The organism is Streptomyces sp. NBC_00775 (assembly GCF_036347135.1).
Classification (GTDB): Bacteria; Actinomycetota; Actinomycetes; order Streptomycetales; family Streptomycetaceae; genus Streptomyces; species Streptomyces lutosisoli.
In genome coordinates this window covers 88,219-107,999 of sequence record NZ_CP108938.1, presented here as the reverse complement: position 1 = coordinate 107,999, position 19,781 = coordinate 88,219, and the positions used below count along the sequence as shown (strand labels likewise).

Genomic DNA, 19,781 nt, shown 5'->3' with positions numbered 1-19,781 from the left:
ACGCCTTCTACTGGTACGGCTCATCAGCATCGCCAGGATTGGCCGGGACTGGTTCGTCGACATAGACGGGTCCATCGCTCGGTGCCAAAGGCGCAAGGTCGAAAGGACGTACTACCCGGCGCCGCGCTATGCGCCAGATCCCTCCCTTGCGCCGGTACTCGTCCTCGTAGGTACCTCCACCGGCAATCCAGCGGTGATCGCGGAGTTGGGCCAGGACCACGACGTCAGATCGACCGGTCGCGGCAGCGCCGTCGATTTCCACCGTGTGGTTGGCGGTGGCATGCTGCATGATCGGGAATGCCTGCCACTGCTGCTCGACCGCCGCGCGGATGGCTTCGATCCCCGTGAATATCTGGTCCGAGCTGGTCTCCCACACGGCGTCCGCTGTCCAAATTGCCTTCCAGCGGACTGGGTCGCGGTGGTCGGCACCCACGCAGTAGTCGTGGGCCAGCCGGTGCAGTGCGAGTTCGGTCTCGACTCGGTCCAGGCGAGCGGCGAGATCTTGTAGCGTCGTCATTCCTGGGAGGCTACTGACGGTTGAGATGGCCCGCAGGGCGGCCGCCTCACCCCTGCAAGTGCCGTCGCAGGGCCAGCAGTTCGCCGTGTGCCGCAGCGAGAGCAGCCTGCAGTTGGGCAACTTCTTCACGGTGTTTGCGGCGGTCGGCGGCCAGCTGTTGAGTGAGGCGGCGGACCAGCGTACTGGCGGCAGCCTCAGCGTCGGGGGCGTGAGCTGCGTCGCCCGGGATGGCATCGCGTCGTGCCCGGCGGAGCGCCTCGACCTGCGGGCGTAGGACGGGATGTCGGTAGATGAAGTCGGTGGACACTCCGGCCGCCCTGGCGATGGAGGCCACGCTCACCGGGGTGCGTGTCTTGCGGGCTGCCTTCAGTGGGCGTTCTGTGAGTCGTCGGAGTCGTTGTCCGGTTTGAGGACTTGCGGTTGGTCGGGTGCGCGGTCTGCTGATGGGTATGGGCGGGCGGCAGTCGTACCCGAGTGATCTGTCGGATGAGGCGTGGGAGCTGATCCGGCCGGTCATCACGTCCTGGAAGGGGCAGCACCGCTCGGTCAGCGGGCATGAGGGCCGCTACGAGATGCGGGAGATCCTCAACGCGATCCTGTATCAGGCCCGGGTCGGCTGCCAGTGGCGTTACCTGCCGCACGACTTCCCGCCGTACACCGCCGTGTACTACTACTTCGGCAAGTGGCGCGATGACGGCACCGATCAGGCTATCCACGACCTGCTGCGCTGGCAGGTCCGCGAGTTGAGGGGCCGGCACGAGGACCCGTCCGCGATCGTGATGGACGCCCAGACGGTGCACGCCTCGGTCAATGCACCCAAGGAGACGACCGGGCTGGATCCGGGCAAGAGGAGCCGGGGCCGCAAGCGGGGCATCGCCACCGATGTGCTCGGCCTGCTCATCGCCGTGATCGTGGTCGCCGCGAGCGTCCACGACAACGCGATCGGAATCACGCTGCTGGACAAGGTGGCCGCGGCAAACCCGTCGGTGACCAAGGGCTGGGTGGATGCTGGGTTCAAGAACGCCGTCGTCGAGCACGGCCGGTCGCTGGGCATCGACGTCGAGGTGGTCTCGCGTGATCCGCAGACGAAGGGGTTCGCGCCAATACCGAAACGGTGGGTGGTCGAGCAGACTTTTGGCACCCTGATCCATCGCCGCCTGGCCCGCGACTACGAAGCACTGCCTGCCAGCGCGGTCTCGATGATCTACTGGTCGATGACCGACGTGATGGCTCGCCGGATCACCGGCACGACCACCCCGACCTGGCGTGATCCGCTGCCGGCCGGGGCCAGGGCCCCCACCGGCGAGTCCGTCCATGCGTGAACTGCCGGCCAAGATCGAGGCACGGCAGGCCGCCGCGCGAGAAGAGGCTGACCGCTTGCGGGATCAGCTCGCCCGGCTCGGTGAGCAACTCGCCGCCGTGGAATGCCGGTTGGAGCGGCTGGGCATCACCCGCCAGACCGTCCTGGAGATCGTCGAGGACAGCGACCCCGGCGGCCCCGAGCCACTGCCGTCCGCCTACCGGCAGATTCTCGCCCTGTTCGAGGACGACGAGCAGGGCCTGCGGGCCAAGGCCGTCTGCGAAGCCCTGGGCTCCGGCACCGAGAACCGCCACGTCGAGGGCGCCCGGGCCAAGCTCAAACGCCTCGTCAACCGCGGCATCCTCACCGAACCCGAGCCCGGCCTATTCACCCTGCCCCGACCGGCAGCGTCCCCGCCAACGTAGTCCCGCCCGAAGGCTCACAGAACGCCCACTCAGGGCGGGTGCCGAAGCCGTCTTGAAGCTCCGAGCCCTGCGCACCAACGGCGACTTCGACGCCTACTGGGCCTGGCGCGAACAACAGGAGTACACCCGCAACCACCAGGCCCGCTACCGCAACGCCCTCATATCCGCTGTCTGATTCACACAGACACCTTCAGAAGATGCACACCCAAAGAGAATCCCGGGATGGCGTTGAACGCCATCCCGGGATTTCGTTGTCTTGTGTTATGCGGGGTCGTAGGAGGGTTCCAGGTTTTGTTGGGTTTCTGGTGTGGCGGCGGGTTCGCCGCGGGTGTTGGAGGCTCGCAGCGCGATGGCTCCGGCTGCCACGAGGCAGAGGGCGCTGACGAGCAGGGCCCGCTGGAATCCGGCAGTGAGTGCCTCCGGGGGCGGGGTGTGGGCGGCCAGCAGGTGGCTGGTGCGACTGGTCGCGATCCCGCTGAACACCGCCAGGCCGAGCGCTGACCCGAGCTGGAAAGAGGTGGTGATCAGGGCCGCGGCCAATCCGGACTGATCCTCCGGCACGCCCGCGTTCGCGGCCGTTTGCGCACCGGCATACAGCAGCCCCAATCCGGTCGCCATGACCACCAGCGGGGCGAGCAGGTTGCCGAGATAGGTGCCGTCCACTGGGATGCGGGAGAGCCAGAAGATGCCACCGGCAGCGAGCAGCGCACCGGAGACGATGATCGGACGGGTACCGGTCCGGATGAACATCTTCGTCGCCGCGGTGGAGCCAAACCCGATGCCGACGGTCACCGGCAGATACGAGAGCCCGGTGCGCAGTTGGGAGTAGCCCAGGACGTTCTGCATGTACAGAGTGACGAAGAAGAACATTGAGTAGAACCCGGCCCAGGCGATCACCTGGGTGGCGTCGGCCGCGGCCAGGCCCTTGATCCGGAAGATCGACATCGGGACCAGCGGGTGGGTGCGCCGCTGCTCGTTGACCCCGAACGCGGCCGTCAGCACCGCCGAGGCGGCCAGCCCGCCGATGGTGCGTCCCGCACCCCAGCCCTCGTCCGGGGCCTTCACCAAGGTGAAGATCAGCAGCAGCATGCTCGCGGTGACCAGCACCGCGCCGACCGCGTCGAAACCGCCTGGCACGGACCGGCCGTGGTCGGCCTTCAGGATCCGGAACGCTCCGATCAGCACCAGCGCGCACAGCGGGAGATTCACGAAGAACACCCACCGCCAGCCGAGGTCCTGGGTGAGCAGCCCGCCGAAGAACACTCCGACTGCGGCGGCCAGCCCGCTGATCCTGGCCCACACGCCCAGCGCCTTGTGCCGGTCGGAGTCCTGGAAGGTGGTGGTCAGGATGGACAGCGCGGCCGGGGACATCATCGCCGCCCCGAGACCCTGGGCGAGCCGGGCGCCGACCAGCAGCCCCTGGCTGTCGGCCAACCCGCAGGCCAGCGAGGACGCCGCGAACAGCGCTGTCCCGGCGATCAGCAGCCGCCGCCGCCCCAGCAGGTCCCCGGCCCGACCGCCCAGCAGCAGGAACCCGCCATAGGTGATCAGATAGCCGCTGACCACCCACTGCAGGTTCTGCACCGAGAACCCCAGATGCGTACGGATGGTCGGCAGCGCGACGTTCACGATCGAGCCGTCCACGACGTCCAGGAAGGTCACCGCGCACAGCAGCGCCAGCGTGACCCTGCCACGCCCGGTCGCCAGGAACGACCCCACCGGCGGCGCCGTCGACCCGGTCATGGCGTCGCTCACGACCCGGCGGCTTCCATCACGGGGCCGACCTCGACCCCGCCGCCGACCCGCAGCACCGGGCAGTCCTTGGCCAGCGCCAGCGCGGAGTCCATGTCCTCGGCGGACACCACCGAGTAGGCGACCATCCGGGAGCCGCTGCCGCCGACCTCGCCGAGCGAGGCGTAATCGGTCACCGCGTTGCCGACGTCCACCAGGGCCGAGCCCAACGCGCCGAACCAGGCCTGCCACTCGGTCGGCGTCCCGGCGTGGGGCGCGTAGTCGGAGGGCACACGGAAGGAGAAAACGTACTTGGCCATGATCTGTGGTCCTGTTCTGTGTCTGGGGCGCGCCCCGGACCGGGACCGCCTCCAATCGGGTAGACGGCGGCACGGCCATGAATTGGGCGCGCGGACACCGCCCAATTCGCGGGCCAGGCGGCGTCGGTATCGATAGACAAGCCGAACGCGCCCTGCGGAAAGAAGAGAAGCGAGGATGCTTGCCGATGGAGATGGACACGACGGACCTGATCGCTCGGGCTCGGGCCGGCGACCACAACGCGTTCCGCGACCTGGTCCAGGGCCACTCGCACGAGTTGCAGGTGCACTGCTACCGCATCCTGGGATCCCTGCAGGACGCCGAGGACGCACTCCAGGAGACCCTCGTGTCCGCCTGGCGTAACCTTGGCGGCTTCGGCCAGCAGTCCTCGCTCCGGACCTGGCTCTACAAGATCGCGACCAATCGGTGCCTGAGCATGTTGCGCTCCGACAGCCGACGCCCCCGCATCGCCCCGCCGCTGCCCGAGGCCACCCTGCCCGAGCCCTCCGGCGCCGGCGATGCCCCGCCCTGGCTGGAGCCCTACCCCGACGTCCTGCTCGACCACCTCGTCGACCAGCGCCCCGGACCGGAGGCCCGCTACGAGACCACCGAGGCCATCTCCCTGGCCTTCATCACCGCCCTGCAACTGCTGCCCCCACGCCAACGCGCCGCGCTCGTCCTCGGCGATGTCCTGGGCTACCGCGCCGCCGAAGTCGCCCAAATGCTCGATGCCACCCAGGAATCGGTTCAAAGCGCCCTCAAACGAGCGCGGGCCACCGTCGACAACCACCTCGCCGACTCCAGCAGCACCGGCAGCAGCGGCACCGGCAACCGCAGGCCTGCACGCCAACCCGACACCGCCGCCGAACACCGGCTCGTCGCCCGGCTCACCGACGCCCTGGAACGCGCCGACCTGGACGCCCTGATCGAACTGCTCGTCAGCGACGTGAGACTCTCCATGCCCCCGGCCATGCTGGAATACCGCGGCATCGAATCAGCCCAGCGCTTCTTCGCCGCCGCCACCTTCCGCCCCGGCCGCAGCTACCGCGTGGTACCCACCCGCGCCAACGGCCAGCCCGCCCTCGGCTTGTACCTGGCAGACCCCCACGCCAGTGTCTACCGCGCCTACGCCCTCCTGGTCATCACCACCGCCGACGACCAGATCACCGCCATCACCGGCTTCAACACCAACGTCATGACGCGCTTCGGACTACCCCGAACCCTCCCCGAAACACACTGACAGACTTCTGGCGCCACCCTGTTGTCCTGCGCCTGAAGGCAGAGCTCGGATGATTGCCTCAGGCTTCTTCAACAGGGTGGAAGAAGACGATCGTCGGCAGCGAGGCCATGGCCAGGCTGGCGATCAGCACGTTCTGCAGCTAGGGCTATGCCATCGGCGTAGTCGGTCTCCGACGTGATGACCACACCTGCAGTGTCGCCAGCGGCCGAACACCGCGACCCCGACCACCGGCGCACCTGGGTGGCCCTCGTGGACGGCGCACCCCACCAGATCGATCTGATCAACGAGCAGGCCGCCGCCCGCGGCGTGCAGGTGCACATCGTGATCGACATCATCCACGTCCTGGAATACCTGTGGAGTGCCGCCCACGCCCTGCACCCCGGTGCTGGCAAGGACATCGAGGCATGGGTCGCCCGCACCGCCCGCACCATCGTGGCCGGAGACGTCCTGACCGCAGCCGAGACGATCAGAACGGCCGCCACCGACACAGGAATCGCCCCAGGCGGGAACAAGGGCATCGACGACGCCGTGGCCTACCTCACCAACAAGGCTGACTACCTGCGCTACGACACCGCGGTGGCCGCCGGCTGGGCCATCGCGACAGGGATCATCGAAGGCGCATGCCGCCACGTGGTAAAAGACCGCCTCGACATCGCCGGGACCCGCTGGGGCCTGGCGGGTGCCGAAGCCGTCTTGAAGCTCCGAGGTCCCTGCGCACCAACGGCGACTTCGACGCCTACTGGGCCTGGCGCGAACAACAGGAGTACACCCGCAACCACCAGGCCCGCTACCGCAACGCCCTCATATCCGCTGCCTGATCACACAGACACCCTCAGAAGATGCACACCCTTTTCAGTTGGTGGTGAGGAATTGCGTCGGCCAGGGCGGCGACAACGTGGTGAGCCAGGCATACGACGCCGCCACCGGGCAGATCGTCGTCGGTGTCGGAGCCGCCGGCGAGGAGGCCGCCAAAAAGGGTGGCGAGGTGTTCACGGTCCATGCCGACCCCAAGACCCAGAAGTCGACCGTCATCCCGTTCGTCACCCCAGCCGGCGTGCTGAACGGTGTCGTCGCCGGCGCAAAGGGCAGCAACCAGGAGGGTGCGGCCGATGGGACGATCGTGATCGCCGATGGTACGACCGGCAAGATCACCAAACAGACCCCGACCAAGCAGGACTACCTGAACGCGACAGGCAGCGGCTCCAAGCGCGCCTACCTCGCCTCCAACTCGTACGCGGGCAACGACAAGTACAACAACGCCCTGCACTCGGTCAACATCGCCAGCGGCGCCGTCGTACAGACCAAGTCACAGGTTGTGGACGAGCAGGTGAGCACCTTCACCTGCTGGGGCGATCAGGCCAAGGCGGTGGTCTGCACGTCCGGCGAATCCGGCGGCAAGGAGATCATCGGCTTCGACGACACCAGCGGCAAGAAGACCTGGGGGTACACCGACACGTCGGGAGCGGGACGGCTGTGCCGGGCGACGCGCTGTGGGAGAGAATGCTGGGCATGACGACTTGAAGAGCACCGGCCGGGCGGCAGCACTGGTGCAAGGTCGGGACCTGGGACACGGTCTCCGACGGGGACCGTCGGATCTGTGCCGCCTGTGGAACGCCCGTCCGCTCATACCGGTACCGATTCCATCCGCCCGAGTCCTCCATGTTCGAGCGGTGCATCGGACTCGCCTGGTGTTCCAGTTGCCGGATCTACTGCGGCAACATGGTGCACGTCCCGCGAAAGCGGGTCCTGGTCGACGCCCTCGCTTCGCTTCCCCGCGAACAACGGGAGGGGCTTGCACGTTCGGAAACACGGCTGATTGAGTTCCTGGACCGCCAGGCCCGAGGCAGCGGAGATTAGATTCCACCGGCCAGCTGACCTCGGGGCTACTTCTTCGTCTGCTTGGCCGGCCCGGCTCGTCCGCGGCTGCCGTCACAAGCTCAGCAGCAGGTCCCGGACCGCGGCGGGCTGGGACAGGAACGGGTGGTGGCCGGCGTCGAGTTCGACGACGCTGCCGGCCCGGCGGGCGAACTCGCGCTGTAGGCGCGGCAGAGTGCCACGGTCCTGGGCGCAGATGAGGTACGTCGAGGGCACCTGCTGCCATGCGGCCGCCCCGACCGGCTGCCCAGTCACCTGCACGCTCTGCCGGGCGAGGTGGTCCGCCGCCTGCGCCTGGACCTCGGGGTCGCAGTCTTGCAGGAATGTGTCCACGAGGAGCTCGGGGCGAACCCCGAAGGTGCTGGCGTCGGGGTCGACGTCGAGGAACGGGGCGGGGCTGCCGTCCCCGAACTCCGACAGGCTCTGCCCGACCTCGGGCAGGTAGCTGGAGACCAGCAGCAGGTGGCGTACCGACCCGATTCCCGCCGCGGCTTCCGCGGTGATGATGCCGCCGTAGCTGTGGGCGACGACAACGGTCGGCTCGTCGCTGTCCAGCAGTGCCTGCCGCACCGCCGCGACGTCCTCGGACAGCCCCGGACCGCCGGCGCCTCCGGGCAGGCCCGCCTCGCCGCAGCTCGGCAGCGCCGGGGCCACGCTCGGCACCCCTCGCTCCTGCAGCAGCTCGGCGGTGCGGTGCCACCACCACGACCCGTCCCGCACGCATGCCCCATGAACGAATACGACCCTCATCGCTACCTCCACGTCGACCTTGGACTTCGGCGGCACCATCACCCCCTCACCACGCCGCGAACCTTGGGTCTGTCCTCGATCACGTGCGTCGGTTGGGCCAGTTGCCTCTCACCTGACATTCGAGGTGTTGGGGTCGGGGCTGTCAGAGGTTGGGGATGGCATTGGTGCAGCGGTTTGTTCTCCCTGTTCCTTCGTCCATGTTCGGATCGTTTGCAGACGACCGTCGTCGGTTTCCTTGGCAAGGGAGATCTTCACCCCGGACAGGCTCCCGTGGCTTCCCACCCGCTCTCGGTACCGGTCGAGAGCTGTGTCGGGGTTGGCGCATGTTCCGTCGACGGCCGGGCCGTCCGGCGTGAACTGCATTCTGACGTGGTACGTCACCCGTCTCCTCCTGTCCGCTTCCACCGGGGAGCGTCCGGGTCTTGGGCTGCGGCAGGCGGTGTGCGTGCGCCGGGTGCGAGGGTCGCGGGTAGAGCATGCTGTGCCCGTGTCGGGCGTGGGCGCGGTCGGCGACGGCTTCGATTGCGAGGGGTTTGTCGTCGCTGGTGTCGAGGGTGAGTTGTCGGGTGGCTTTGGCCGCGGGCTGGAGTGCGTCGGCGCGCAGGGCGATGCTGCGGACACGGGCGCGCTGGAGGCCGAGGGATTCGTACAGGGTGTAGGCGGTGCGCGCCAGGAGCACGGTGTGGTGGGTGGCTTCGGGCAGGGTGCGGCTGCGGCGGGTGGCTGTCTGGTCGGCGTAGCGGATGGTGCAGGTCAGTCCTTGGGCGATCTGGTCGCTGGTGCGCAGGCGGGTGCCGAGGTCGTCGGCCAGGGCGAGCAGGGCGCGCCGGTGCTGGGCGGGATCGAGTTCGTCGCGGGGGAAGGCGTGTTCGGCGCTGATGCTCGCCGGCGCGGGCGCGGGCGCGGGGGCGGGGTCGACGACGGAGGTGTCGTGTCCGTGGGCGCGCTCGTGGAGCGTACGACCGGGGCGGGCTCCGAGCAGGCGTTGCAGTGTCACCGCGGGGACGTCGGCGACGTCGCCGACGGTGTGCAGCCCGTGCTCGGTGAGTGTGGCCGCGGTTCGCGCGCCGACGCCGGGCAGTTCGCGGACGGGACGGGGCTGCAGGAACGCGGCGATGGCTTCGGGCGAGTCCTCGATGACGGTCCGCTTGCCGGGCGGGGTGAGCACGGCGGCCATGGCGGCGATCAGCCGGTTGGGGGCCGTCCCCGCCCCACTGCGCACTCCGTACAGGGCGAGCGCGCGCAGCTGGATGAGTTCGGTGATGCCGCGGGCGTCGCGCTCGATTCTCTAGGGGTCGGCGAGTGGTGCGCCGACCGAGGATCGCAAAAGTGCAGCTCAACAGCGCTACCGGAAGGGTAGTTGGCGCCACAGGTGTTGCACCATCACCTGAGTGGGTGACTGGCGTGCCCGGGGGTGCGTCAGTTGCGGTCACTGAGGATTGTGAAGACCCGGTCGAGGTCGACGATGGCGGTGCAAGAGGGTGGCCCCGCATGTCTCAATCTCTGACCTTCAGGCAGAACGCGGGAACAGGCCCGGGCCAAGCGCCGGTCTCATTACCGGCTGGGCTGGGCGGTGCAGTGGGGCACCGTACGGATGCTGGGCACCTTCTTGTCGGCGCCGGCCGACGTGCCGCCGGGGGTGGCGGCGTTTGTCGCGGAGCAGCTGGAGACGGGGGGAGAGATACGAGGGCCTCTGACGGGTCACCACGTCAGCCCCCCGTCCCTCCTCACATGGAAAGTGCGCGGTTCAGGCGGACAAGGTATTCCGCGTCTGGTTGCACGCCGGCCCCGAAGCGTTCCTGGACCACGGCGAGCCCGAGGTCGCGTCGCTTCGGTGATCGCGCCGCGTCGGCCGCCGCCAGCGCGTCCGGCAGCTCCTGACGGGTGAGATCCGTGCAGTAGGCGGGTGTGCCGGGCTGCTGCCGCCACGATTCCGCGAGCGGCCCCGCATCAAAGGCGTCGAACCCGGTGTCCTCAACGAGTGCCATTGCCACATCACGCTCTCGCGCACTGTCGGCCGCGACGGGGAGCGAGATGCGGTCCGCACTTCCCGCCGGCTTGTTCCTGTGCGCGAACGACTCGGCTCCGATCGAGTTCCACGCCTTGGCGATGGGCCGGCCCAGCTGCTTGGCAGCCCACACGCTCTCGGCCTGGCCGGCCTCGATCGCCGCGATTCCGTTGTCCCGATGCGGGAAGTAGTTCGACGTGTCGATGACAACCGTGTCAGCCGGCACCTTGGCGATCAGTGGTGCGACCTGCGGAATGCGGGCGAAGGGAATGGAGAGGATCACGGCGTCGACGTCCACTACGGCTTCCGCCACTGTCACCGCTCGTCCGCCCGAGGCCAGCACGTCCGCCTCGATCGTCTCAGGGCCGCGCGAATTGGCCGCCTTCACCTCGTGCCCGGCCGCGCTCAACCGCCTGGCCAACGTCTTGCCGATGTTCCCGGTGCCGAGAATGCCGATCTTGGTGGTGAAACTCCTTGTCCGGAACGGAACCCCGGTTTCGGTGACCGGGGTTCCGGGACTTGGTCCCCGCGGCGCGACCGGGGCTGTGGCCGACCGCGGACGCGGTGGTGTAGGTGAGTGATGACGACCTTGCCGAAGTCAGCGCCGCTCTTCGTGTTCGTCTTGTGTGTTCGTGGCGTACCAGCGCTGCCGCCCTCGTGCCGTTGCGTGCACGAGAGCCGCGTCGGGTGACTCAGCGGTGGGCGGCGCGGTTCATCTCGACGACGTCGTCGACGGTGGGGTTGGCCGGGAGGGCGGCGAAGCGTTCCGGGAGGCTGTCGCGGATGGCCGCGTCCTTGGCGCGGTCGGCCGCGGCCAGGGCCGCCGGCAGCTCGTCGAGGGTCAGTTCGGTGCAGTAGGCGGGGCTGTTGGGCTGCTGGCGCCAGGAGTCGGCCAGGGTGCCGGCGTCGTAGGGGTCGAAGCCGGTGTCGTCCACGAGCCGCATGGCCACGCGCCGCGCCTCCTCGGAGTCGCCGGCGACGGGGATGGCGAGGCGGCCGGGTGTTCCGGCCGGAACACCCTTGGTCCGCTGGGTTTCGGCCAGCGCGGCGTTCCACGTCTTGACCACGGGGCGGCCGAGCAGCTCGGCGGTGTACACGCTCTCCACCTGGCCGTTGTCCACCGCCTCGATCGGCTCGCTGAGCATGCCGGGGTAGTAGTTCGAGGTGTCGATGACCACCGTCTCGTCGGGGACCGAGGCGAACAGGCCGGCCAGCTTCCCCGCGACCCCGAAGGGGATGGCCAGGATGATGACGTCCCGGTCCTGGACGGCGTCGGCGAGCTCCGTCGCGCGGGCCCCGGACTCCAGCACTTCCGCCCGGACCGTCTCGGGGCCGCGGGCGTCGGCCACCTGGACGTCGTGACCGGCCGTGCTGAGCTTGGCAGCGAGGTTCCCGCCGATAGCGCCGGCGCCTATGACAGTAATTTTCATGATTTGTCCCTTGAATGGTTGTGCCGCCCCTGGGGCAGCGCGATGTGATGGCCGTGTGGCGGTGCCACCTGGCGTTGCGGGGTCGGGGCGGGGTGTCTGGCGGTTTACGCCTGGGTGTCCCGCTCGCGGTAGCCGCTCGCGATGAGCGTGCGGAGCCGGTCGAGCGACTCCTCCTCGGTACCGGTGCCCTTGATCCAGGCAACGGAGCAGGCCGCGAGGAACAGGTCGTGCCCCCGCACCGACGCGCGCACGCGCCCCGCGAGCTGCGCGGCTCGCACGTACTGATCGGTGGCGGAGATGAGGATGTCGCAGGGAATCGTGAGCGGGTTGTCCGGCTCCTGCGCCCGGGCTGCGGCCATGAGCGGGTCCGGCAGCCCGCTGAAGGCGCTGAAGTACTCTTCCATCGCCCGCAGCCACTGCTCCAGCGCCTCGGCCGGGTCGCCGAGCTGCTCGATGTCCGCCTGGCGGGCCACCAGCTCCTCGGAGCGCGTCTGCAGCACAGCCGCCAGCAGCGCCTCCCGGGTGGGGAAGTGCCGGTACAGGGTGGCGGGCCCGACGCCCGCCTCCTTGGCCACCGCCTCGAGGGAGGTGCCGACCCCGTGCTGCAGGAAGTGACGCTGCGCGGTCTCCAGGAGGGCCACGCGGTTGCGCTGGACGTCCGCGCGGGGCTTGCGTCCCCGCAGTTCACCGGCGCTCATGCGCCCTCCTGCCTGCCGTGATCGTGCAGCCGCATCAAAACGGATGCTGCCTCCGTATACTTTCGAGAGTAAAACGGAGGGGGCATCCGGTCAAACGGGCGGCCCGACCACGGTGCCCGGACAGAGCAGGGAGCCGACACGTCTGGCCGCAGAGCGCAGGGCACAGCCGTGCGGGCTGCACCATTCCAGGGCGCCCTTGTCCGGCCCCTCCCGCACCGAGCCTGGCCCGTCTCCCCGGTCCAGGACGTCAGGGGGTGAGCTGCTGGTGCCCGATGACGGAGAGCAGTCCGAGTTTGCTGTGGCTCTCCGTGCCGGGGCGAGTGGTCAGCACCACCAGAGTCTGGGCGCGGTTCTCGGTGAACAGGACCTGGGCGTCGACGTCGATGCGGCCGAGTTCGGGATGGAGGATGGTCTTGCAGTCGTCGTAGCGTCGGGCGACCTCCTGAAGTTCCCACATGCGGACGAACTCGGGGCTGTGTTCCTGGAGTTCGGCGAGGATCCGGGCGGCTCGTGGGGTGTCGCTGCCGGCTGTGAGCGCGGCCCGCAGACGTGCTGCCTGGGCGCGGCCGTGACGCTCGCGGCTCTCCTCGGGAACCATCAGACGTTCGGCCGGGTCCATGAACCAGCGGTAGTAGGCGCTGCGGGCCAGGCCGGTGTGGCGGGTCTGGTCGCCGAGCAGCGCGACGGCCAAGGGGTTCATCGCGAGGGTGTCGACCAGATCGGTCTGCACCAGGGCCGGCGAGTCGTCCAGGCGGTCCAGCACCCGCAGCAGCGTCGGGCTGACGTGCTCGGAGCGCTGGAAGCGGGCCGGGGCATTGTGGCCGATGAGGACGAAGAGATGGTCGCGTTCGTCCAGGGACAGCCGCAGTGCCCGGGCGAGCGCTTCGGTGATCCGGACGGAGGGCTGCGGAGCACGCTGCTGTTCCAGCCGGGCGTAGTAGTCGGTGGACATGCCGGCGAGCTGCGCGACCTCCTCGCGGCGCAACCCCTGCGTACGCCTGCGCGGCCCCTCGACCAGCCCGACGTCGCGGGGGCGCAACATCTCACGCCGGTAACGCAGGAATTCCGCCAGTTCCTTCTTGTCCATACCCCCATCCTCATCGCATCCCGCCCGCCTATCCAGAGACCGCCGATCCATGGCTGAGCCACTCCTCTCCCACTCGCGCGAAGGCGCTCACACGGCCGACGCGAGGGCGCTCGCGGCGAGACGACCCGATGGTCACCTGCCCCTGCGTGACCCGCTGGGAAATTCGCCGGCTGTCGGCGGTGCGCCGCAGGCCGTCGGCATGGAAGGCGGCCTGCGGCGACGGGCTCCGTCGAGGACGCCTGACGCTTTGGACGGGCCCCGGGCCTCGTCGCCCGGCCTGGCCGATACGACGAGGTTCGTCGTGTGACGGCGCTCGCGTGCTGTTGTTTCCCGTCGGAAATAACAGGTCGGTCAGCTGTTGGTGATCATGGCGAGGACGTCATCGTAGGAGCCGTTGGCCACCGCGTCGCGGATGAACCTGGCGCGCTCGACGACAATCTCCTTCGCGTCGGGCTTCTCACGCAGCAGGCCGAGAGCCTCGGTGAGGAAGTCGTCCAGCGGCATGGCGTGGTCGTTGTCCTCCTGGCCCAGCAGGGTCGTGCGCACGCCCGGCGGGACCACCTCAATCACCTGGACGCCGGCGTCGGCACCGGCGAGCTGGATGCGCAGGCTCTCGGAGAAGGAGTGCAGCGCGGCCTTGGTCGCGCTGTAGGTCGGGGTGCTCTGATATGGGACGAAGGCCAGCGCGGAGGTGACGTTCATGACGACCGCGTCGTCCTTGCCCACCAGCAGCGGCAGGAAGGCGTACGTCATCCGGATCGTGCCGAGCAGATTGGTCGCGACGTGATCCTCGGCGATCGGGAGTCCGGCCGGGTCGAGGAGGTTCTCCCGCAGCATGATGCCGGCGTTGTTGACCAGGACGTTCAGCTCGGGGTGGCTCGCCGCCACGGTCTCGTGGGCCCGGGCGATCGAGTCGGGGTCCGCGACATTGAGGACGAGCGCGTCGATGCCCGGGTGCTCGGTCGTTATCTCGTCGAGAAGTTCCTTGCCCCGGCCGGCGACGATCACCTTGTTGCCGGCCTCGTGCAGACGCAGGGCCAGACCGAGGCCGATGCCCGAGGTGCCGCCGGTGATCAGGATCGTGTTGCCGGTCATCATCATGGGGGTCCTGCTCCTTCGGTACGGCGGGCCGGTGAGCGCCCGCAGCCTCGACCGTAGAGGCGCCCGCGCAGGGGCGGGAGAGGAAGGCTTATCCATGGATCGACGGTCCCTGGCTGAGCCGTAGAAGACGCCACAGCCGGTCAGCGCCTCCAGAGCGGGCGCAGGGAGCCCCGGTAGGAGACCCCGGTGGCGAGGATCACAGTCTGTGCGGTAACGGCGGATCCGTCGTTGGAGCGTGGAGCCGCTGGTCCAGCTGGCGTCGGCACCCGTGGAGATGCCGTAGACCAGAGCGAAGAGGCCGCCGCTGACGCCCGGCGGGACCACCTCGATCACCTGGACGCCGGCGTCAGCACCGCCGGGTAGTAGCGCGTCACGCCGGGGATCCGGGTGACCAGCGGAGCATGGGTCTCCCGGCCCTTGACGGACACTATGTGTGGTCACAAACGAGCGGGGCGGTGGTTCAGCGACCGGGTCGTCTCACGATTGGCCGCACGAGCCGCTTCGAGCTCTTCGGTGCGTTCGTCAAGTTCGCCCTGCTTATTCGATAACTGCTGTTCCAACGTGGTGATTCGCCGCTGGAGGTGATCAATGTCGGCCGACGTTCCGAGCCCGGAATCCGCCCAGACCTTCACCCCGATCGGCTGAGACAGCCGCTTTTCCAGTTGCCGCACACGAGCGGCCAGGCGGTTGTTGCGTTCCAGGGCGTTGGCCAGGTCGGTCTGCAGCGAGGCACGGCTGACTGCTGTCATCGCCCCCTCTCCCGTCGGGGACGGCGGCAGCGGCGTGGACGCGTTCGAGCAGGTCACGGTTGCGGTAGAGGAAGGTACGGTCAACCCGGGCAGCGCGGGCGAGACCGGAGGCGGTGATGTCTCCACCCGTCCGCACTGCCGTGTCGAGGGCCTTGAGGCCCCTTTCGCGGCGGCGGGCGGAGTCCGCACGTCTGCCTTCAGTCAATCGGCTGGTCACACGGAGGGCCTTTCGGGACGTGGGTTGAGCACTGGCGCAGCGACGCGGGGCATGCCGAGGGTGACGACCTGGCGGCTGCGGCGGACCACGGCGACGGCTTGCTGGATCTGCGTCCGGTCCTCGTGGGTGAGATCGTCAAGGTCGGTGCGGACGCGCCGGATAAGCCGCCGTACACGAGTGATTTCCTCGTCGGACGGCATCGCCTCGTCCCTGGCCCAGGTGTCGGCGCTGAACGCGGCGAGCCGTTCCCGACTGCGCAGTAGATCGGCGAGGTAGGCCTCCAGATCGGGAAGGTAGGACACGTCGGTGCGGAAGTGCCCGCAGCCCACACAGCGGAAGCGGACGGGGCAGTCGTGACCGCCGGCCGCAACGTTCGACGGCTCGGTGCACACCCCGTACGGCACCGCAAACCGCTGCGGTGGCGTCGCCCGCGCAAGGTGTTCGTGAACTCCATGAGCGACATCGGCCACGCTCGTGTCCTCACGGAGTTTGTGGCCAGGACCTTCGCGACGATGGCGCTGGCGCCGCAGCACCAGTTTCAGGTACTTACCAAGAGGCCGCGGCGTCTGCGCCGCCTGCTGGAATCGCAGAAGTTCGTGGACGCAGTCTGGACCGAGATGGAACGGCTGTCAGAGGACGATGCTGTCCCGCTGGCCAGGCCCGTACGCGAGGACGTGCGCAAGCGCGTGGCCAACTGGAACGCCTTGAGTTCGTGGCCGCTGCCCAACGTCTGGATCGGCACGTCGATCGAGTCTGATGAGTACTGCTGGCGGGCTGATGAGCTGCGGGGTATCCCGGCTGCCATCCGATTCCTGTCGCTGGAGCCGCTGCTTGGGCCAGTGCCGTCGCTGGAGCTGTCGCGGATCGACTGGGTGATCGTCGGCGGCGAGAGCGGCCCGGCTCACCGAGAGCTGGACTTGACCTGGGTTCGCGACATTCGAGACCGGTGTGTCGATCTTCGGGTGGCTCTGTTCTTCAAGCAGGTCGGTGGGCTGACCCCGAAGGCTGGGGGCAGCCAGCTCGACGGCCGGACCTGGGATGAGTATCCCGCCTCGGCGGACGTGGTGGGTGTGTGACCCAGATATGCGTCAAAGAGCCCCTGGGGCCGGGGGCCCGGCCAGGAAGGCAACGCGTCGGGAGCGCAGGGCGGACAGCGACGTAGTGGTCGTCGCGCCCGCCCCGAGTACGCGCGTCGCCGTCTACGCGGCGGGGGTGAGTTCGGCGCGGCCGAACAGCAGGGCGTAGCCGGTGGGGAGCTGGTGGAGGATGCGGGTGATCAGGTGGGGGCCGGCGTAGGCGGCGACGGCGGAGAAGACGGAGCCGGTGTCCCAGCGGGTGGTGGCCAGGGAGGCGCCGGTGCGGGCGGCGAGGTCTTTGACGAAGGCCCAGCCGGTCAGCGGCTGGGGGTCGGGGATCTGCGCGGTCAGCACGCGTGCGGCTTCCAGGGGCAGGCAGGCGGCCAGGTCGACGCGTTCGTCGCCGGTCAGCTGGCGCCCCAGTCCGGCAAGAACCAGGCGGACGGCTTCGTCGGCTCTCTCGCGGGTGGGGTAGGCGCCCTCGTAGCGAACCTTCTCCAGCATCTGCTCGTATGCCGTCCCGTACGGCTGCTGGGACGGTGCGTGCCGGTCGGAGATCACGGGGTGGTTGCCTTTCTTGCTGTGGCCGGTGTTCGGGCACCGGGGGACGGGATGGTCAGGTGGGCTGGGGGCGGCCGAAGAGCAGGTCGTAGCCGACGGGGAGCTGGAGCAGGATCTGGCCCAGCAGGTCTTCGCCGGCGGCGTCGGCGACGGTCGACAGCACGGCACTGACGTCCCAGGCCGCGGTCTGCTCGGTGGCGCCTTCGATCCACGCGGCGGTTGCGCGCACGAACCGCTCCGGGGGCAGCGGCTCGGCGCTCTGCAGCGGGTTGAGCAGGATCAGGGCGAACGCCTCAGGCAGGCGCGCTGCCAGCTGGGCGCGGATGTCGCCGACCAGGTGCGCGCCGAGGAGGGCGAGTACCACACGGGCCGCGCGCTCGGCTTCCTCCGCAGAGTCGTACTCGCCGCGTTCCTTCACGTGGCCGAGGAACGCTTCGTGTCGCAGAGTCATCTCGGCTGCCACCCCTTCTTCTTCGGACTGTCCACGGGGGGTGCGGAGAGCGGGGTGAAGGGGAGATCAGGTGCCCGCCCTCCGCACCCGTCCGGCCGGTGTCAGCCGGAGATCTCCTTGCGGCCGGATCCGACGCCGATGGAGATCTTGCGGGGCTTGGCGCGCTCGGCGATCGGGATGCGCAGGGTGAGCACGCCCGCGTCGTAGTCGGCCTGGATGTGCTCGGTGTCGAGGGTGTCGGCGAGCACGATCTGGCGGGAGAAGACACCCAGCGGCCGCTCGGACAGTTCCATCTGCACGTCGTCGGTCTTCGCCACCGGCCGCCGCTCGGCCTTGACGGTGAGCATGTTCCGCTCGACGTCGATGTCGATCGCGTCCGCGGTGACGCCCGGAAGGTCGAAGGCCACCACGTACTCGTCGCCCTCGCGGTAGGCGTCCATCGGCATCGCCGACGGGCGGGACCAGGTCCCCGGGCCCATCAGCTGCTGCGCCAGCCGGTCCAGTTCACGGAAGGGGTCAGTGCGCATCAACATCGTGAAAACACCTCCAGCAGGTTCAGGCAGTTGCTGCCAATGCGCTTCACTGACACCGTTGTAACATGTCATCCAATGGATGACAAACACGATGTCGTCTACAGGATGACAACGAGAGGGAGGTGTCCGTGACCGCAGCCGACCAGCCGTCCCCGACCAGCACGAATGCCCACAGCCCGGCATCGTTCCTCGCCGCCGCGGCGGCCCTGCACGCCATAGACGACGCCCTGCGCGACGCCAAGCGAGAGTCCCCAGACACCCCGGATGCTCCCGGACCGGAGCAGGCGCTGGCCTCCCTGATGCTGCTGCGGCAGGTACGCGAGCAGCTCGCCGGATGGGAGACCGGCCTGATCGAAACCGCCCGCGACGCGGGAGCCAGCTGGGCCGACCTCGCCCACCCCCTCGGCGTCGCCAGCCGCCAGGCCGCCGAACGCCGCTACCTGCGCGGCCGCCCCGGCCCCGCCGGAACCACCGGCGAACAACGCGTCCAGGCCACCCGCGAACGCCGCGCCGCCGAACGCACCACCGCGACCTGGGCCCGCCGCAACGCAGCCGACCTGCGCCGCATCGCCGGCCAGATCGCCGCCCTCACCGACCTGCCCACCCCGGCCCATCTCCCGCTCAGCCAGCTCCACGCGGCCCTCGCCCACGACGACCCCGCCGAGCTCATCCGCCCCCTCAACGCCACCCGCCCCCACCTGACCGCCACCCACCCCGACCTCGCTGCGCAACTCGACACCCTCACACACCCCTGAACCCACCCGTTCCGGTTCCCTGTCCCGTTCCTGCTCGGGCCCGGGGCCGTGGGGGCATGCCCAGGAGCCTGCCTGGCGAGGGAGCGGCTGGCTTTCCGTCCCTGAGCCTGAGCGGCTGAGGGGATCGTGTGAGCACCGGAGCTTGAGGGGCTCGATGCAGTCGAGGTGTCAATTTCAAGGCGCGGCTGTGTGTGGGCGGCTGTGGCAGTCCGCTTGCTGACTTTTGCCGACGTTCCTGATGGTGTGTCAGTCGTTGGCTGTAGCTGGTGGGTGGACTTCGGTGGCGCCTGGTGTCGTGAGCTGCCATCTCAGGGCTGGCGCATCGAGGGTCTCTTGGGGGTGCTGGCGGTTGGTCCGATCGGCGGTGGAGCCCGGGCGTCTCGCGATTGGCGGGTCCTGACAAGACGTGAGACCGAAGATGCCCCTGGTGCGGTCGTCTTTGAAGGCCTCTGCAGGGAATGTCGGGGACGCATGTACGGCCCGGCTCTTGCGACCCTGCGCGACACCACCGACCCGCTCGGCTGAACACAACCTCACCGACCGCACCAACCCGCGCGCCCCGTGCTTTCTCCCCAGGGGGACGGGGTGCCCCAGCCGTCTACCGCATGAGGGGATCGGACCGATGACCGCTGACACCACCGCCAAGGGGGAGGGTCGTCTCGCGCGGTCTCAATCCCTCTGGCGACCTGACCATCGGCGACATCCGTGCGGTTCTGGGGGAAGGCCGGTACGAGGAGAGGCATCTCGGCATTCGGTCAACCGCAGGCCCCTCCACTCGCGCAGCGGCGCCGGGGGTTGGTGCTGGTACTGATAGGCGGCCTATACAGGGCATCGATTATCTGTTTTAGACCCCCTGACTCGTGCCCCGGTTCACTGTGGCGAAAGTCTGCGCGGACCGATCGGGCTTGGTATCGCGAGATCAGGGAGGCTGCAAAGACACGTATCCCGGACAACGGACG

At 69.0% G+C, this 19,781-nt stretch carries 23 protein-coding genes and 2 pseudogenes; 10 read left to right on the top strand and 15 right to left on the bottom strand.

Features of this window, described 5'->3' with window-relative positions; all coding sequences use genetic code 11:
• Positions 1-7: 7 nt before the first annotated feature.
• Positions 8-517: a nuclear transport factor 2 family protein gene (locus tag OIC96_RS00465; RefSeq protein WP_330309867.1), complete on the bottom strand. Its 510-nt coding sequence runs from the start codon at positions 515-517 to the stop codon at positions 8-10.
• A 25-nt stretch (positions 518-542) separates the two neighbouring features.
• Here OIC96_RS00465 and OIC96_RS00460 point away from each other — a divergent pair, with 25 nt between their 5' ends.
• From OIC96_RS00460 to OIC96_RS00445, 4 genes are all read left to right on the top strand, one after another.
• Complete coding sequence (locus OIC96_RS00460; protein WP_330309868.1) at positions 543-791, top strand: hypothetical protein; 249 nt, start codon at positions 543-545, stop codon at positions 789-791.
• Positions 792-966: 175 nt separating this feature from the next.
• Entirely contained in the window at positions 967-1,839 is an 873-nt protein-coding gene (locus OIC96_RS00455) for an IS5 family transposase (RefSeq protein ID WP_330310423.1), read from the top strand.
• Positions 1,832-2,242, top strand: coding sequence for a hypothetical protein (locus tag OIC96_RS00450; protein ID WP_330309869.1), 411 nt, complete (start codon positions 1,832-1,834; stop codon positions 2,240-2,242). The genes OIC96_RS00455 and OIC96_RS00450 overlap by 8 nt, the downstream gene beginning before the upstream one ends.
• A gap of 52 nt (positions 2,243-2,294) precedes the next feature.
• Positions 2,295-2,417 carry a hypothetical protein gene (locus OIC96_RS00445; RefSeq protein WP_330310443.1) on the top strand — a complete coding sequence of 41 codons (123 nt, stop codon included), beginning with the start codon at positions 2,295-2,297 and terminating at the stop codon, positions 2,415-2,417.
• 86 nt (positions 2,418-2,503) lie between these two features.
• Here the strand turns inward: OIC96_RS00445 and OIC96_RS00440 are convergent, their stop codons facing one another.
• The gene (locus tag OIC96_RS00440) at positions 2,504-3,997 is read right to left on the bottom strand and encodes an MFS transporter (protein WP_330309870.1); all 1,494 of its coding nucleotides are present in this window, start codon (positions 3,995-3,997) and stop codon (positions 2,504-2,506) included.
• A complete protein-coding gene (locus OIC96_RS00435; RefSeq protein ID WP_101403383.1) occupies positions 3,994-4,293 on the bottom strand; it encodes a hypothetical protein in 300 nt (99 codons plus the stop codon). The genes OIC96_RS00440 and OIC96_RS00435 overlap by 4 nt, the downstream gene beginning before the upstream one ends.
• 185 nt (positions 4,294-4,478) lie before the next feature.
• Here OIC96_RS00435 and OIC96_RS00430 point away from each other — a divergent pair, with 185 nt between their 5' ends.
• The 3 genes and pseudogenes from OIC96_RS00430 to OIC96_RS00425 all read left to right on the top strand — a co-directional run bounded on the left by OIC96_RS00430 (position 4,479) and on the right by OIC96_RS00425 (position 7,044).
• Positions 4,479-5,531: an RNA polymerase subunit sigma-70 gene (locus tag OIC96_RS00430; protein WP_330309871.1), complete on the top strand. Its 1,053-nt coding sequence runs from the start codon at positions 4,479-4,481 to the stop codon at positions 5,529-5,531.
• A gap of 510 nt (positions 5,532-6,041) precedes the next feature.
• A pseudogene (locus OIC96_RS49710) lies at positions 6,042-6,349 on the top strand (ISKra4 family transposase); the annotation flags it as partial.
• Between the two features lie 38 nt (positions 6,350-6,387).
• Positions 6,388-7,044 (top strand): hypothetical protein, encoded by a 657-nt coding sequence (locus OIC96_RS00425; protein ID WP_330309872.1) that lies wholly within the window; start codon positions 6,388-6,390, stop codon positions 7,042-7,044.
• Between the two features lie 416 nt (positions 7,045-7,460).
• On the opposite strand, the gene OIC96_RS00420 is transcribed toward OIC96_RS00425, so the two are convergent.
• Complete coding sequence (locus OIC96_RS00420; protein WP_330309873.1) at positions 7,461-8,156, bottom strand: alpha/beta hydrolase; 696 nt, start codon at positions 8,154-8,156, stop codon at positions 7,461-7,463.
• Between the two features lie 142 nt (positions 8,157-8,298).
• Complete coding sequence (locus tag OIC96_RS00415) at positions 8,299-9,378, bottom strand: DNA polymerase Y family protein (protein ID WP_330309874.1); 1,080 nt, start codon at positions 9,376-9,378, stop codon at positions 8,299-8,301.
• Positions 9,379-9,687: 309 nt separating this feature from the next.
• Between OIC96_RS00415 and OIC96_RS49705 the strand changes: the two are divergent.
• Positions 9,688-9,819, top strand: a pseudogene (locus OIC96_RS49705) (DUF4158 domain-containing protein); the annotation flags it as partial.
• A 64-nt stretch (positions 9,820-9,883) separates the two neighbouring features.
• Here OIC96_RS49705 and OIC96_RS00410 read toward each other — a convergent pair.
• The 7 genes from OIC96_RS00410 to OIC96_RS00380 all read right to left on the bottom strand — a co-directional run bounded on the left by OIC96_RS00410 (position 9,884) and on the right by OIC96_RS00380 (position 15,916).
• Positions 9,884-10,621 carry an NADPH-dependent F420 reductase gene (locus OIC96_RS00410; RefSeq protein ID WP_406502225.1) on the bottom strand — a complete coding sequence of 246 codons (738 nt, stop codon included), beginning with the start codon at positions 10,619-10,621 and terminating at the stop codon, positions 9,884-9,886.
• 235 nt (positions 10,622-10,856) lie between these two features.
• On the bottom strand, positions 10,857-11,594 hold the full coding sequence (locus tag OIC96_RS00405) for an NADPH-dependent F420 reductase (RefSeq protein WP_330309875.1): 738 nt from the start codon (positions 11,592-11,594) through the stop codon (positions 10,857-10,859).
• 104 nt (positions 11,595-11,698) lie between these two features.
• Positions 11,699-12,292, bottom strand: coding sequence for a TetR/AcrR family transcriptional regulator (locus OIC96_RS00400; protein ID WP_330309876.1), 594 nt, complete (start codon positions 12,290-12,292; stop codon positions 11,699-11,701).
• 247 nt (positions 12,293-12,539) lie between these two features.
• Positions 12,540-13,379, bottom strand: a complete 840-nt coding sequence (locus OIC96_RS00395) for a helix-turn-helix transcriptional regulator (protein ID WP_330309877.1) — start codon at positions 13,377-13,379, stop codon at positions 12,540-12,542.
• A gap of 351 nt (positions 13,380-13,730) precedes the next feature.
• Positions 13,731-14,480: an SDR family oxidoreductase gene (locus OIC96_RS00390; RefSeq protein ID WP_330309878.1), complete on the bottom strand. Its 750-nt coding sequence runs from the start codon at positions 14,478-14,480 to the stop codon at positions 13,731-13,733.
• Positions 14,481-14,917: 437 nt separating this feature from the next.
• Positions 14,918-15,229: a hypothetical protein gene (locus OIC96_RS00385; protein WP_330309879.1), complete on the bottom strand. Its 312-nt coding sequence runs from the start codon at positions 15,227-15,229 to the stop codon at positions 14,918-14,920.
• Between the two features lie 213 nt (positions 15,230-15,442).
• Complete coding sequence (locus OIC96_RS00380) at positions 15,443-15,916, bottom strand: hypothetical protein (RefSeq protein ID WP_330309880.1); 474 nt, start codon at positions 15,914-15,916, stop codon at positions 15,443-15,445.
• Between OIC96_RS00380 and OIC96_RS00375 the strand changes: the two genes are divergently transcribed.
• Positions 15,800-16,522 carry a DUF5131 family protein gene (locus OIC96_RS00375; RefSeq protein ID WP_330309881.1) on the top strand — a complete coding sequence of 241 codons (723 nt, stop codon included), beginning with the start codon at positions 15,800-15,802 and terminating at the stop codon, positions 16,520-16,522. The two genes, OIC96_RS00380 and OIC96_RS00375, sit on opposite strands and share 117 nt — an antisense overlap.
• Before the next feature lie 123 nt (positions 16,523-16,645).
• On the opposite strand, the gene OIC96_RS00370 is transcribed toward OIC96_RS00375, so the two are convergent.
• From OIC96_RS00370 to OIC96_RS00360, 3 genes are all read right to left on the bottom strand, one after another.
• The gene (locus OIC96_RS00370; RefSeq protein WP_330309882.1) at positions 16,646-17,083 is read right to left on the bottom strand and encodes a DUF2267 domain-containing protein; all 438 of its coding nucleotides are present in this window, start codon (positions 17,081-17,083) and stop codon (positions 16,646-16,648) included.
• 55 nt (positions 17,084-17,138) lie between these two features.
• On the bottom strand, positions 17,139-17,534 hold the full coding sequence (locus OIC96_RS00365; protein ID WP_330309883.1) for a DUF2267 domain-containing protein: 396 nt from the start codon (positions 17,532-17,534) through the stop codon (positions 17,139-17,141).
• 101 nt (positions 17,535-17,635) lie between these two features.
• A complete protein-coding gene (locus OIC96_RS00360; RefSeq protein ID WP_093906005.1) occupies positions 17,636-18,067 on the bottom strand; it encodes an Hsp20/alpha crystallin family protein in 432 nt (143 codons plus the stop codon).
• Positions 18,068-18,195: 128 nt separating this feature from the next.
• Here OIC96_RS00360 and OIC96_RS00355 point away from each other — a divergent pair, with 128 nt between their 5' ends.
• Entirely contained in the window at positions 18,196-18,822 is a 627-nt protein-coding gene (locus tag OIC96_RS00355) for a type III effector protein (RefSeq protein ID WP_330309884.1), read from the top strand.
• Positions 18,823-19,781 lie beyond the last annotated feature (959 nt).